Consider the following 12,644-nt stretch of genomic DNA (forward strand, 5'->3'; position numbering starts at 1 on the left):
AATTTATTTTACTTTGAAAGTGTAACTAATACCTATTTGGAAAACCTGATTTAAAGTAATGTCATCATAATAGCGTCTGTTTTCATTATCATAATCATATCCGTCGTAGCCATAAATATCAACTAATCCTTGTTTTATGCGGGCTTCAAAAGTTAATCCGTTTGGAAGGGTATACCCAACTCCGCCAACAATAGCAAAGTCAACATCAACTGGGTTCTCTCCAAATTTGTCAAAATTATCATTGGTTTTAAAATCTATAGAGGGTCCGGCTAATACGTGGAAACCTTTTCCTTTAAAATTAAATTTAGCCACAGCTCCAAGTGTAAGATAGTTAATTTCGGCTTTCTGGCTTCTGCGACGGGAAGTATTGTTGTCAAAATCTAAATAAGACAAACGAATCTCAGAACCCTGTCTGGAATAATTCAACTCAGGCTGCAACGTAAAATATTTATTGAATTTTATAGCCATTAATGCACCCACATAAAAATCAGATTTTGAACTGCTATTTTCCGGCATATTACTTAAATCCGATATATTTAAACCTCCGCGTAATCCCGGACTAACCTTTACCTGGGCATTTGACGTTATAACTCCAATACATAAAACAAAGGCAATTACGGTTATTTTTTTCATTTTTGGTTTGATTTAAGTTTAGGTTTAGTTTAAATTTTTACTCTGATTTCAAATAATTTAATTCAATTTTCAGTTTAATATTTTGATGATTAATCAAAATTTTCTCAGCAAAAATATTGTTTTCTGAACTAAATGTCAGTGTAAATTTTTCTTTTGTTTTAGAAGACTGAACGACCTTTTCTAACTTTTGGTCCTTTTTGGAGATAAAAAGATAGTTGTCACGTTTTCCATCCTGTGATTTATAGATGTCTGCTGATTCATTTTCGAATTGTTGCTGAAAGATATAATCTTTTTTCAGCAGCAAGCGAAAATCTTCTCTTAAGGTATTGATAAGGATTTTTCGGTCTAATTCGGATACAATCCAATTGATTTTAAATTCTGTTTCAGAAATTTCAAAATCCATTAATTTGTTGCCAAATTCTGTTGTAAAAACAATACGGTGCGTGGTGTCATTGATTTTTTTGGCGATGAAAATTCCAGACATTTCATGGCCGTAAACTGTGATGTTGGTTTTATAAACGTAATCGGTTTTTGAATCTGCGAAATAAGGGACCTGATAAGACGTTCGGTCTAATTTTTTAGAAGTATAGTTTTTTGTGACAGAACCGCAAGAAACCAGAACAATTGCAAGGAAGCAATTAATTATTAAAAACTGAATCGTCGATTTTTGCATTGATCACTTTATTTTTAAGTACAATTCGGGTATAATCTTCAGAGGACTCTAACAGTTTTACCTGAATTACGGTTGCTTCTTCTTTGTCGAAAGTCAGTTCAATTTGTTTGATGTATTTTTTTAAAGTAGCATCTTTAGGAACAAACTTAGCGATATTCTGTCCTTTTGATTTGAAATAAGAAATGACAAACTCCTTGTCGTCAAACATATTACCGCTTACACTTCCGACAATCAATTTGTTGATTCTGCCAAAGATTTTGCTGTTGCCAATATCAACGGCACTTTTCTTCCCTTCGTCGTTAATCAGGATTTTTCCGTTTTTAAAAACAATACTGTAATTGTATGGTTTCTTGTATTGCCATTGTAATAAAGAAGGTTCTTTAAAAATCATTTTTCCCGAAGTTTCAATATCTTTCGATAAAAAGTCCAAGTGTTTGTACTGAACAAAATCGGTACTCAGGGTTTTGATTTTTTTGGAAACTACATTTACATCCTGCTTGAAAGCATTAATTTCGGCATCAGACATTTTTTGTTCCTGAGCGAACAAATTGCCTGAGATGAATAAAATTAAGAGTGCTATTTTAGTTTTCATATTTATTACGAATTGCGCTTTATTATTTTGCCACAGATTAAAGGATTTTCATAGATTAAATTATTAAAATCCGTTTTTATCCACGTCTTCGCGTAAGCGAATCTGCTTCATCCGCGTTCAGTTTTCATAAGCATTAAGATTCAAAAGTTCTTCGGTTGAAATTACTTTATAATTGTTTTGCTGCAAAAATTGCAAAAACTGTTCCAGTACCAAAACAGAGTGTGCTCCTGTGTCGTGCAAAAGTACAATTCCTCCCGGAGAAATACGTTTTATGATGCGGTTGAAAATTAAACTTTGGTTGGTTGTGCCACCGTCCAGCGAGCGAATATTCCATCCTATCACTTTGTGGCCGGTACGTTTTAAAGCTCTTCGGATGGAGGGTGTTGTAACTCCGTAGGGCGGGCGGAAGAAGTTTATTCTTTTGGAGGTGTATTTTTCTAAAAGAGCGTCTGTTTTCTGAATTTCAGCCGTGATTTTTTTAGCATTGTAAAAATCAAAAAAAGGAGAATGGCTGTACGAATGATTGCCAACCAAATGTCCTTCTGCTATAATTTGTTGTACGATTTCAGGATGAGTTTCGATATTTTTTCCGATGCAGAAAAAAGTAGCTTTGACCTCATATTTCTTTAAAAGAGCCAAAACTTCCGGAGTAAAAATAGAGGGTCCGTCATCAAAAGTAATCGCAATTTTCTTTTGGGTTTCTGAGGAATTATTGCAGTAAGTTTTTACGTGATAATTAGAAGAAATTACAGCAGAGCCCACAGCATTTATACCTAACCAAATTAAAACAATTGCGATAAACCATACTCCGTTAATTGCTGTATAGAGATTCAGAAGAAGCAGTAGTAGCAATACAAAGAGAAAGAATAACGAAATGTTTTTATGCGTTATCATTTTGAAAGTAACGTAAAACTATGGTTTTTTCCGTTGAGCTGATTGTACAATAAAATCGTATTATAAGCCGGTCTTTCGACTGAATTTACTTTTATAATTTCAGGGATTTCCTGAGTTTTTAAAATTTTAGACGCCATCCATAAAGCAAAAGCCGAAGCTGTATCGTATTCACCACTCAAATGTTTGTAATACAATTGCGGAGTTTGAGCGAAGTCCTTTTGGGTTAGATTTTTATAATAATTTTCAAAATCTGCATTACCGTCAAATCCTAAAATCAAGGCATCAACATCTGAAATTTCTAACTGATTGGATTTCAAAAAGGATCTGATTGCTGCTTCAATTTCATTTTCTTCCAGAGTATTTACTATGGCAATGTCCAGAACTTCAGCATAGGTAGTTTCTTTTCGTTCATTTTCTAAAACAAAAAAACTGGCACCTTCTCCATAAACGGCACCGCTTGTAGTAGAATCTAAAAGGTTGTAAGGTTGTTGACCGTCTGGTTTGATACGTCCTGACAATTTAAAAAGCGCAGTAGTATAATCGCCATTTTCATCCACACCGCCCACAAGAACAGACTGTGCTTCTTCTTCCTCAATTTGCATTTTAGCATCTAAAAGTGCCGATTCAAAAGAGACCGCTCCGTTGACATAGGTAAAATTGTAACCGTTGCATTTTTGCAACAACGCAATTTGAGCGCCAACTGTATTATGAGTCGATTGAATGAATGAAGTTGGTGTTAAGAATTGCTCATCATTATCGAGGATGTTGGTCAGGAATTTTTCAGAATCTTCAATACATCCTAATCCTGTTCCGGTAATAATGGCATCCACATTTTCGAGTTGTGCATCTTTCATGGCAATTGCCGAGGCCACGATTCCGTTTTTTACACCTTTTGCCATTCTTCTTATGGCAGCAGGAGAAATATAATCCTTGTAAACCGGCGGAACGATTTTTAGTACATTCTCGTTGAGGTTGTGTGTGGCTTCTTCTAAAAAAACAGTATCAAATGTTTTTTGAGTCGAAATACAACCTATTCCATTTATATATGTTTTTTTTAATTGCATTTTGAAAAGATAAGAGTGGAACAGTTTCCTCCAAACCCAAAAGAGTTTGATAAAACGTGTTCAATTTTTTTATTCTTTAAAGTTGTTTGCGGTTTTAAGTCAAACTCTTCCATTGGTGTTTCAAAATTCAGATTGGGGTAAACCACATTATTCTGAATCGCCAGAACGCTGTAAACAGCTTCAATGGCGGCCGCAGCTGCCAAAGTATGTCCTGTATAAGGTTTCGTCGAACTAAAATCGGGTACTTTTTCATCACCGTAAATTCGAAGTATAGCTCTTCCTTCAGACAAATCATTGTTGGGAGTGGCTGTTCCGTGCACGTTGATATAGTCAATTTCATTTGGTTTTAAACCTGAAACGTCAAAGGCTTTTTTCATGGCCAGGTAAGCACCGTCTCCATTTTCTGAAGAAGCCGTTTGGTGAAAAGCATCATTGGCATTGCCATAACCTGACACACGGGCCAGAACTTTTTTGTTTTGTTTCTGAACGACTTCATCAGATTCTAAAACCAGAAAAGCGGCTGCTTCACCCAGGTTTAGACCTTTTCGGTTGTTGTCGAAAGGTTTGTTGTATTCGTCAGATAAAATCATGAGGGTTTTAAATCCGTTGATCGTAAATTTTGCCAGAGCGTCGGTTCCGCCAACAATTACGCGGTCCAGTTTTCCGGATTTTATAAGTCTTGCACCCAGCATAATTGCGTTTGCTGCCGATGAACAAGCTGTACTTATAGTGGTAACAATCCCTTTTAAACCTAACTCTTCTGCAATTTTTTCGGCTACATCACCGGCATCATGACAGGTAATGTATTTGACAAGTTCAGGATGTTTGAAATAATCGTAATAATGCTTTTCGGTCATATCCATCCCACCCACGCTTGTCGCCGAAATGAGTCCGGTTCTGAATTCGTTTATTGCCGTGATTCCGGCATTTTTAACAGCCTGTTTCGCTGCAAAAGTGCCAATCATCGCAGTTCTCGAAAAGTTATTATCGGGAGTAAGGTCTAATTCCTGAACCAATTCATCATTGGTTTTTTTAATCTCCCCTACCTTATTTATAGCAGCGTGAATCGTTTCAATGTTTTCGATACGCGTTACCGCAACTTTATTTTCGATTAAAGAAATGTAATTTTCTTCGACTGAATTTCCAATCGAGGAGATAATTCCCATTCCGGTTATTGCAACACCTTTTGTCATTTTAGATTATTGGATTATTGGATTGTTGGATTGTTGGACTATTCTTTTTGGTTCATAAAAGTCTTAAAAACTATTTTGAATTAGATTTTTGAATATTTTCATTTAAGAAATCTAAAAGTCTAATAATCCAACAATCTAAAAATCTATTTCGTTCTGTTAGCGCTAATGTAGGCCGCCATCGTTTCGATGGATTGAAAAATGGTTTTTCCTTCTTTTGGGTCTACCAGTTTAATTCCGTAATCTTTATCCAGAATCACGATCAATTCAAGCGCATCAATGGAGTCTAAACCTAAACCATCTCCAAACAAAGGATCGTTATCTGCAATATCTTCGATCGCGATATCTTCAAGGTTTAAAGTAGTAATGATTTTGTTTTTTAATTCTTCTTTTAATGCTTCCATGATTATTTATTGTATAATGTATTGATAGTTTCGTTGTTATATTTTGTGCTTTCTTCTTTGTTAATGGTGCAAAGAAAAGCCTTGTAATCGTCATTGAAAAATTCTACCCAGCCACAAAGAACCCTATCGGCTTTATTTGTATTCAGAAGAATAGTAGAATAATTGGACATAAATTCGGTGTTAAAGGCATCAAATATAAAGAAAGAATTTTCACTTTTCAGCTGATGGCGGATACTTATTTCGCCCAGACAAATATTTGGCAGGGTATAAACAAAAACTGCCGGACTCGGAAAGTAGTTTTCTTTGTCGGAAATAGATTCCTGGTATTTCACATCGGTATCTAAACTCGAGGATTTGTTGGCCAGAACCAAGGCAATATTGTTCTCTTTTTCATCAGAAGTTATCGGACTTAAAAGTAATTCAGCTCCTAAAAAAGCCAGTTTACTCAAAGCATCCATTTTGAAAAACTTTGGATATTGCAGGTCAAAATTGCGATAGGCCTGTTTAGAGAAATCACTAAAATTGGTCGGTTCAATTTTGAATACCGAAGTTCCGTTCAAAACAATTTCGTTGTTTTCAATGGTGCAATAGGATTGTATGTGAGTTTTGTTTGGATTCATTTGTTTTAATTTAAGAAACCCAAGTATGAATAACTTCGGCAATTTTCCACGTTCTAGATTTATTTTCAATTATAATTAAAAAACCTCTACCGCATTTTCCGCCGCCACATGAAGCAGTTGCTGACAAAATTCCTCTCGTTTTTGTTTTATTGAATTGAATTCTTGATACCGAAATTGTTCCAACAGGAAATCGTACATTACTGATATCATTTAAATCCCATTTTTTTTGATCAGGATATTTTGATGTGTTTTGAAAATTAAACTTTTTATTGCTTTCAAAAGTTCTTAAATCAATTTTGTAATTATCTGTTTCTTTTGAAATGTCATAAGTATACGATGAAATATTAATTTGTTTATGAATCATTTCAGTTTCAAAAGAACTTATTTTTTCTACATCGGTATAAACACTAAGAAGTATTCTTGTTTTATCATTTTTAATACTGTCTCGATGATGGTAAAATTTTTTTAATTCAGCATGATAACCTGTTGTATCTTCTATATTGGTTTTAAAATCTCGTTTTGGAAATGGAGGAGGAGTAATAATTCTTCGATCCATATAGATAGAATCTACAATTTCAACGAAGACATTATTTAAGACTCCCTTCTCAAATCGTAGTTCGTCAACCTTCTCAACTTCCTTTTTTTTACATCCAAAAAGAGAAAGTAAAACTAAACTAATAAATATGAATTTTGATAGTTTCATTTATTTTTAAAAAATTGAACTTGTAAGATTTATTTACAAGTTGGAATTAATTTTATAGATTTGATACTGTATGAAATTCTATGAAAAATATCTACAATTAAAACAAAAAAGCTTTTTATCAAAAATTCTTGTTGAAACCGTGTATTCTAAAATGGTTTTAGAAGAACAATATGTTTCAAAGACTAAAGTTGTTAAAATCGTTACTACTATTTTAAAAGAAAGGGAATTAAAAAATTCAGCATTCTTTAAAAAGTTATATTTTCTATTTCACTTTCTCAAAAACCACTGCCGTATTACAACCACCAAATCCAGAAGCCGTTTTCAAAAAATACTCAATATTATGCTCTTTATTTGTTTCAATAACATTGATCGGCTCGGTCACGCCCATCTCGTCAAAACCTTTTGATTCGAAAAGTATATTTTGATTGGCAGATTCAATGGCAATTACAGTTTCTAACAATCCCGAAGCGCCCAAGGTATGACCGTAGAATCCTTTCAGACTATTGACAGGGACATTTTGTAAACCTAAACGGTTTAAGGCAATCGCTTCCATTTCGTCGTTGAAAGGCGTTGCGGTTCCGTGTGCCGAAATATAATCGATTTTGGTAGCTTCAATTTGAGCTTCTTTCAAAGCATTTTGAATACTTCTGAACAAACCTTCGCCTGTTCTTGAAGGACCAGAAATATGATTGGCATCGTTTATCGAACTGTCTCCGATCACTTTTATTTTGGCATTTGCAGTTTCGGCGGTAACTAACACTGCGGCCGTCGCTTCCCCCAAACTTACACCGGTTCTGTTTTTAGAATACGGTTTGCATGGCAAATCGCTCATAGCCTGAAAAGCATTAAAACCGGACAAAACAAATTCTGAAACTTCGTCACCCGCCACGACAAAAGCATGGTCATAAAGACCTGACTGAATCATTCTTTTGGCAACAGAAATAGCTAAAATTCCAGATACACAGGCATTCGATACCACAATAGGTTGTGTTTGGAATCCGAAAAAAGTGGCAACATTTTTTGCCAGAACGTCTAAATATGCATTAGTAAAACTTTCTTCTGAATTATCTTTTAAAGCCGTTACATTTCCTTTTGTGGTCGAAAGAATAAAAGCAGTTTTTGAGTTTAATTCAACTTTCGAATTTTTGATAATCGGTTCTAAAGCCAAAATCATCATTTTCTCTAAACGGGAATATTGGGTTTCCGTACTTATTTTTGCAAAGGTACGGTTGAGTTTTTCGTTATTTATCACCGAACCATAAAAAGGAATCGGCATCAAAGAAATATCATTGTGAAGCTGAATGCCGGAATCTCCTCGAAGAATCGCTTCAACGTTTGATTCGACATCAAAACCTAATGGTGTGATGCAGTTGGTTTGTGTAATGTATATTTCTTTTAACATTTTATGATTTTATTTCAGCGTGATTTTTATAGCACGCAGATTTAGCAGATTAGGCAGATTTGCACTGCTTGTTTTATTCTTAAATTTGTGAAAATTCGTGCCATTCGTGTTTTACTTCAACAGCCCAACTTTTCGTTTCCATTCTTCATAAAAAGGAGGATTGGTCAACATTAGATTTCCTTCCTGATCTAAAAATACCTGAACGGTTTCTCCGGTACAAGCCACTTCACCTTTATCGTCCAGTATTCTGAAACGATAGATCATTTTGGCGGCGGGTGTGTCAATTACCGTAGTTTCTATGGTTACTACATCGCCATAACGCAAAGACAATTTGTGTTCACATTTCGATTTTACGATAGGAGTTGTGTAGCCTGTTTTGGCAATATCCAAATAGGTAAGTTCGTGTTGGCGACCAAAAGCTTCACGTCCATCTTCAAAATAGGTGATATAATTGCCGTGCCACACGATGCCAAGCGGATCCGTTTCGTTAAAACGAATTCTGATTTCATGTGAAACGGTTAGTTCGGTTGCTTCGTTAAACTGTTCTTTTCTTTTTGTCATAGAATAATGCAATGGATGTTGTGATAATGAAGAACAAAAATAGCAAACTTATTTTTGGAATGATTTCAAGGAAAGATACGTTGCGGAGTAAAACATCATAGAAAGCTTCTAATCCCCAGTTCATGGGTGATGATTTGGCAATAAGCTGCATGATGCCCGGCATTGCAAAAACGGGAACCCAGATTCCGCCAATCGCCGCCAGGATAATAACACTTGTCGCACCAAAAGGAGCCGATTGTTCCTGCGTGCTTGCGACCGTTCCCAATAAAATTCCGAAACCAATCGCCGCGAAACCTGAAAATAAGGCTACAACACTCATTAAAAATAAATGGCCTTCAACATTCAAAGGAGGCAAACCAATATGTGGAAATAAAAAGATTGCCACAGCAACCATCATGTAAAACTGTATCATACAAATGACAGAATAGGTGATGGTTTTACCAATTATAACCACAATATTAGAAACCGGATTGGTCAATAAACGAACAAACGTTCCCTGTGATTTTTCTTTTACAATATTAATAGACAACGGAATTACAATAAAGAATATTGCAAAAAGGGTCCAGGCCGGAACATTATGCTGCACGGAGTTCGGACGCACTTCTTTGTTGTTTATTTTCGGAATAATTTCTTTAAAAGTGATGAAACTTTTTTGTTCAAATTCGGCATTTCCTTCTCCCAGCTGATTTTGAAAAGTGGTATAAATAGACTTGGTTTCGATCTGTGAAATCATCTTATCGATGGAACTCATCACGGCATTTTTGAAGCTCATTTGAACCGCAGGATCAAAATACAATTTGACTTCTTTTTCTTTAATTACTTTCGGTTTTTTGGCTTGAGCCGAGGTATCTGTTTCTGTTAACCCCATTTTGCTCACAATGTTTTCGACATTCTGATCAATTTTGGTTTGCAGATCAACACTTAGTTTTTCCGGAATTACAATGGCCAGCTGAAATTTTCCTTTGTAAACGGCTTCCCTGGCAATTTCTTCCGTAATGGGTTTATGATCAATTTGTGTGACCACACTAAAAAGCTGACTTTTCTCCAAATTATCAAAAACGGTTTTAGACACTGAACCCTTGTCGTTATCGACCAGTAAAATCTGAATTTTGTTATCGCTAACGGTTTTGAAAGTACTGTCCTGAATCAAGGTTACGGTGATCACCAAAACCAAAGGCATGATGAATAAAATGATCAAACCACCCAGATCTCGTTTGAGCAGGAGGAATTCTTTTACGACCGACATCCAAATTTTATATACCATCTCTAAAGTCTTTACCGGTTAATGAAATAAAAACTTCTTCAAGATTGCGGGCTTCTTCAGTAGAAGCAATTAGGCTCGAAGGTGTACCTTGGGCATAAATTCTGCCACGGTCTAAAATGGCAATATGAGTACAGAAATCTTCCGCTTCTGCTAAATGGTGTGACGTATATATAATGGTGGTTCCGTTTTGATTTAAGAATTTTAAATAGTCTATGATGGCATTTTTCGATTGTACATCAACACCCACGGTTGGTTCGTCTAAAAACAAAACTTTGGGATTGTGTAAAATTCCGGCAATCAGATTGACTCTGCGTTTCATACCGCCTGAGAAAGTCTCAATACGCTTGTCGGCAAATTTTAATAATCCTAAAAGATCTAAGGTTTCAATGACCTTGTCTTTTAGGTAATTGCCTTTTAGTCCATACATGCTTCCGAAATAATGTAAATTTTCCCGGGCTGTCAATGTAGGATACAATGCATATTCCTGAGGGACAACACCAATTATTTTTTTGATTTTGGAGGAATGATGAGTATAATTCAGACTATCAATAGTGAAATGCCCTGAAGTTGGTTTGATCAACCCGCAAAGCATGGAGATTAAAGTGGTTTTTCCGGCACCATTTGGTCCCAATAACCCAAAAATCTGACCTTGATTAATCTCCAGCGAAACATCGTTCAAAGAATACAGATCTGCATTTTTGTACTTTTTCGAAAGGGATTCTATTTTTATTATGGATTGCAAAATATTCTTAGCTAATAGCTTTTTTTAGTTTTTTGAAAAAGATTTCTTCACGATTGGCAATGTCCAGAAGTTCATCGGCAATTGTATTGTAGGCATCTTCTTTGGCGCTTCTGTTTTTGTAAATTCTTGAGGCTTCAACGGCAAAATCACGCCATGAATCTCCAATCTGTGTCATTTCTTTTGAAAGGGATTTTAATTCTTCATTGTTCAGAATAACTGAAGCTTCCTGTAAAAAAGCGGCATAAATAAATCGGAAACCTCCGCCTCCTGTACCTATTTCTTCCTGCATACGAACCATTTGTGCTAAATAATGATTGGCTTTTTTAGTACCGTGTTTTACAGGCCATTTTCGGATTTGTTTGGAAACAAATTTGATTCCGCGGACACCCACGATAGGCATTGGCGCCAACATATCACGGCAGGTATTTTTGATTCCTTTTATAATAGCACTTTTTAAATCAACATCCTTCGGAATTTGAATCGGATAGTACATTTGTCCTCTTGGTGCAAAAGCTCCTTTGGCAAAACGCACCTTGTCAAGTTCGTCATGTGTCAGGGTGGTAACGGTTTCCATTACAGGATCACTCACCAGATAATCGGTTTCGGTTTTTCCGTAAACCACTAAATTGTGTGCGTTGAAATGAAAGCGGTATTCATCAGGGAAATAACTCAAATGATACACGCCAACTTGTAATCCGGTTGGAATATTATTTTTTAAATTTTCATCTAAGGCCTTGTTGGCATTTATTACAGAGGAAAATTTTTGTCTTTTTATTTTTAAGTTTAAACGACTCGCCAGTTTATTAAAAATCTGTCCGGGCAAAGTTCTGTAACTAATGGCCGGAGCGTGATTGACTTTTATAAACGGCAGGTATACGAAGAAAAGTCCGGAGCCAATACCAAAAACCATTGGTTCGCTGATATTCAGTCCGTTGTTTTTTAACAAATTCGAAGCTACTCCATTTTCGCAATGGGCAGATTGATGATGTGTAAAATTAGTTTGCATTACGCGGTTTTAATATTTTTTAATTCAGCTATTGAAATTTCAAAAGCATCGGCATATTTCTGTAAAGTAGTGTTGCTCAATTTGGCAAAAACAGAGGGTTTAAAATGTCTTTTTACACGCCATTTCCACATTCCAACATAACTGGAAAGAATGGTGAGATCCATTTTATTAAGTTCCATATAATAACAAATCGGACTTACTTCACCCATTTCTACCTGTTGTTTTGCTTCGGCAATTCGTTCGTTTATGTCATCAATCGAATTGGATAGTGCGATGGTTTTAGGTTCCCAACCGGTACTTAAAGTTGTGGTATAGTCGCCATTTTCATCGGTGGCATAAAGCAGTTCTTTGAGATTATTTTTGGTTAAATTGCCGCTGTCTTGTGGTACTTTTTCTTTTTCCATGGCCTTTTTATTTTCGGGAGAAGTTATGAAATAGCCGAAATCGTTTGTTGAATGAACAGATTAATTTCGCATTCTAAAAGTAGTTTGTCATCAACTAAACTTTCGCAGCTCATGGTGCATAAAGTATAATCGTCACCCGCAAATTTTGAAACTAAATTTGCTTTGGTAATAATAGTGTCATTAACTTTTGGCAGTGCATGTACTTTCAGATTCTTTATAGCACTGATGAAACCAATTACATTTACGTTTTCATTTTCTGTTCCGTCATCGTCAAAAAAATATTTTTTACCTACAATTGAGGAACAGGTTTGTGCGGTATTTTCGATGAGCCCGGCTTCAATAAAAATGTTGTTGTCAACAAAAATATTGTCTTCACGGATCAAAAATGTAGTTTCTACAAAACTGGAATTTATATCCAAAATTAAATCCACCATAAGCAATGGTGCTCTGTGGGGTAGGTAGTTTTGTATGTCGACTCCGGTTTTCATTCCT

General features: G+C 35.5%; 16 protein-coding genes. All 16 read right to left on the reverse strand.

The features are described 5' to 3' along the window. Nucleotides 1-3 precede the first annotated feature (3 nt). The 16 genes from M4I44_RS04945 to M4I44_RS05020 all read right to left on the reverse strand — a co-directional run bounded on the left by M4I44_RS04945 (nt 4) and on the right by M4I44_RS05020 (nt 12,640). A complete protein-coding gene (locus tag M4I44_RS04945; protein WP_249966681.1) occupies nt 4-633 on the reverse strand; it encodes a porin family protein in 630 nt (209 codons plus the stop codon). 37 nt (nt 634-670) lie between these two features. Continuing rightward, on the reverse strand, nt 671-1,306 hold the full coding sequence (locus tag M4I44_RS04950; protein ID WP_249966682.1) for a hypothetical protein: 636 nt from the start codon (nt 1,304-1,306) through the stop codon (nt 671-673). Next, nucleotides 1,272-1,898 (reverse strand): outer membrane lipoprotein carrier protein LolA, encoded by a 627-nt coding sequence (locus M4I44_RS04955; protein ID WP_089076649.1) that lies wholly within the window; start codon nt 1,896-1,898, stop codon nt 1,272-1,274. Before M4I44_RS04955 ends, M4I44_RS04950 begins: the two co-directional genes overlap by 35 nt. Before the next feature lie 117 nt (nt 1,899-2,015). Next, nucleotides 2,016-2,792 carry a polysaccharide deacetylase family protein gene (locus M4I44_RS04960; protein WP_249966683.1) on the reverse strand — a complete coding sequence of 259 codons (777 nt, stop codon included), beginning with the start codon at nt 2,790-2,792 and terminating at the stop codon, nt 2,016-2,018. Next, nucleotides 2,789-3,856, reverse strand: coding sequence for a beta-ketoacyl synthase N-terminal-like domain-containing protein (locus M4I44_RS04965; protein ID WP_249966684.1), 1,068 nt, complete (start codon nt 3,854-3,856; stop codon nt 2,789-2,791). The genes M4I44_RS04960 and M4I44_RS04965 overlap by 4 nt, the downstream gene beginning before the upstream one ends. Further along, nucleotides 3,847-5,049 carry a beta-ketoacyl-[acyl-carrier-protein] synthase family protein gene (locus M4I44_RS04970; RefSeq protein WP_249966685.1) on the reverse strand — a complete coding sequence of 401 codons (1,203 nt, stop codon included), beginning with the start codon at nt 5,047-5,049 and terminating at the stop codon, nt 3,847-3,849. The genes M4I44_RS04965 and M4I44_RS04970 overlap by 10 nt, the downstream gene beginning before the upstream one ends. Nucleotides 5,050-5,192: 143 nt before the next feature. Next, a complete protein-coding gene (locus M4I44_RS04975) occupies nt 5,193-5,450 on the reverse strand; it encodes a phosphopantetheine-binding protein (RefSeq protein ID WP_017496902.1) in 258 nt (85 codons plus the stop codon). 2 nt (nt 5,451-5,452) lie between these two features. After that, nucleotides 5,453-6,070 carry a 3-oxoacyl-ACP synthase gene (locus tag M4I44_RS04980; RefSeq protein WP_249966686.1) on the reverse strand — a complete coding sequence of 206 codons (618 nt, stop codon included), beginning with the start codon at nt 6,068-6,070 and terminating at the stop codon, nt 5,453-5,455. 10 nt (nt 6,071-6,080) lie between these two features. Then, on the reverse strand, nt 6,081-6,773 hold the full coding sequence (locus tag M4I44_RS04985) for a hypothetical protein (RefSeq protein WP_249966687.1): 693 nt from the start codon (nt 6,771-6,773) through the stop codon (nt 6,081-6,083). 262 nt (nt 6,774-7,035) lie between these two features. Beyond that, nucleotides 7,036-8,175, reverse strand: coding sequence for a beta-ketoacyl synthase (locus M4I44_RS04990; protein WP_249966688.1), 1,140 nt, complete (start codon nt 8,173-8,175; stop codon nt 7,036-7,038). A 111-nt stretch (nt 8,176-8,286) separates the two neighbouring features. Then, the gene (locus M4I44_RS04995; RefSeq protein WP_249966689.1) at nt 8,287-8,736 is read right to left on the reverse strand and encodes a thioesterase family protein; all 450 of its coding nucleotides are present in this window, start codon (nt 8,734-8,736) and stop codon (nt 8,287-8,289) included. After that, a complete protein-coding gene (locus M4I44_RS05000) occupies nt 8,711-10,000 on the reverse strand; it encodes an ABC transporter permease (protein WP_017496906.1) in 1,290 nt (429 codons plus the stop codon). The genes M4I44_RS04995 and M4I44_RS05000 overlap by 26 nt, the downstream gene beginning before the upstream one ends. Continuing rightward, a complete protein-coding gene (locus M4I44_RS05005) occupies nt 9,990-10,742 on the reverse strand; it encodes an ABC transporter ATP-binding protein (protein WP_017496907.1) in 753 nt (250 codons plus the stop codon). Before M4I44_RS05005 ends, M4I44_RS05000 begins: the two co-directional genes overlap by 11 nt. A gap of 7 nt (nt 10,743-10,749) precedes the next feature. Then, nucleotides 10,750-11,748 (reverse strand): BtrH N-terminal domain-containing protein, encoded by a 999-nt coding sequence (locus M4I44_RS05010; protein WP_070906181.1) that lies wholly within the window; start codon nt 11,746-11,748, stop codon nt 10,750-10,752. Then, complete coding sequence (locus M4I44_RS05015) at nt 11,748-12,152, reverse strand: hypothetical protein (protein WP_017496909.1); 405 nt, start codon at nt 12,150-12,152, stop codon at nt 11,748-11,750. The genes M4I44_RS05010 and M4I44_RS05015 overlap by 1 nt, the downstream gene beginning before the upstream one ends. 23 nt (nt 12,153-12,175) lie before the next feature. After that, the gene (locus M4I44_RS05020) at nt 12,176-12,640 is read right to left on the reverse strand and encodes a hypothetical protein (RefSeq protein WP_017496910.1); all 465 of its coding nucleotides are present in this window, start codon (nt 12,638-12,640) and stop codon (nt 12,176-12,178) included. Nucleotides 12,641-12,644 lie beyond the last annotated feature (4 nt).

Source organism: Flavobacterium sp. B183, assembly GCF_023539155.1.
Lineage (GTDB): Bacteria > Bacteroidota > Bacteroidia > Flavobacteriales > Flavobacteriaceae > Flavobacterium > Flavobacterium tructae.

Excerpts from the sequence above, each read along its gene's own strand:
- M4I44_RS04945 (WP_249966681.1), bottom strand. The coding sequence starts at position 633 with ATGAAAAAAATAACCGTAATTGCCTTTGTTTTATGTATTGGAGTTATA.
- M4I44_RS04950 (WP_249966682.1), bottom strand. The coding sequence starts at position 1,306 with ATGCAAAAATCGACGATTCAGTTTTTAATAATTAATTGCTTCCTTGCA.
- M4I44_RS04955 (WP_089076649.1), bottom strand. The coding sequence starts at position 1,898 with ATGAAAACTAAAATAGCACTCTTAATTTTATTCATCTCAGGCAATTTG.
- M4I44_RS04960 (WP_249966683.1), bottom strand. The coding sequence starts at position 2,792 with ATGATAACGCATAAAAACATTTCGTTATTCTTTCTCTTTGTATTGCTA.
- M4I44_RS04965 (WP_249966684.1), bottom strand. The coding sequence starts at position 3,856 with ATGCAATTAAAAAAAACATATATAAATGGAATAGGTTGTATTTCGACT.
- M4I44_RS04970 (WP_249966685.1), bottom strand. The coding sequence starts at position 5,049 with ATGACAAAAGGTGTTGCAATAACCGGAATGGGAATTATCTCCTCGATT.
- M4I44_RS04975 (WP_017496902.1), bottom strand. The coding sequence starts at position 5,450 with ATGGAAGCATTAAAAGAAGAATTAAAAAACAAAATCATTACTACTTTA.
- M4I44_RS04980 (WP_249966686.1), bottom strand. The coding sequence starts at position 6,070 with ATGAATCCAAACAAAACTCACATACAATCCTATTGCACCATTGAAAAC.
- M4I44_RS04985 (WP_249966687.1), bottom strand. The coding sequence starts at position 6,773 with ATGAAACTATCAAAATTCATATTTATTAGTTTAGTTTTACTTTCTCTT.
- M4I44_RS04990 (WP_249966688.1), bottom strand. The coding sequence starts at position 8,175 with ATGTTAAAAGAAATATACATTACACAAACCAACTGCATCACACCATTA.
- M4I44_RS04995 (WP_249966689.1), bottom strand. The coding sequence starts at position 8,736 with ATGACAAAAAGAAAAGAACAGTTTAACGAAGCAACCGAACTAACCGTT.
- M4I44_RS05000 (WP_017496906.1), bottom strand. The coding sequence starts at position 10,000 with ATGGTATATAAAATTTGGATGTCGGTCGTAAAAGAATTCCTCCTGCTC.
- M4I44_RS05010 (WP_070906181.1), bottom strand. The coding sequence starts at position 11,748 with ATGCAAACTAATTTTACACATCATCAATCTGCCCATTGCGAAAATGGA.
- M4I44_RS05015 (WP_017496909.1), bottom strand. The coding sequence starts at position 12,152 with ATGGAAAAAGAAAAAGTACCACAAGACAGCGGCAATTTAACCAAAAAT.
- M4I44_RS05020 (WP_017496910.1), bottom strand. The coding sequence starts at position 12,640 with ATGAAAACCGGAGTCGACATACAAAACTACCTACCCCACAGAGCACCA.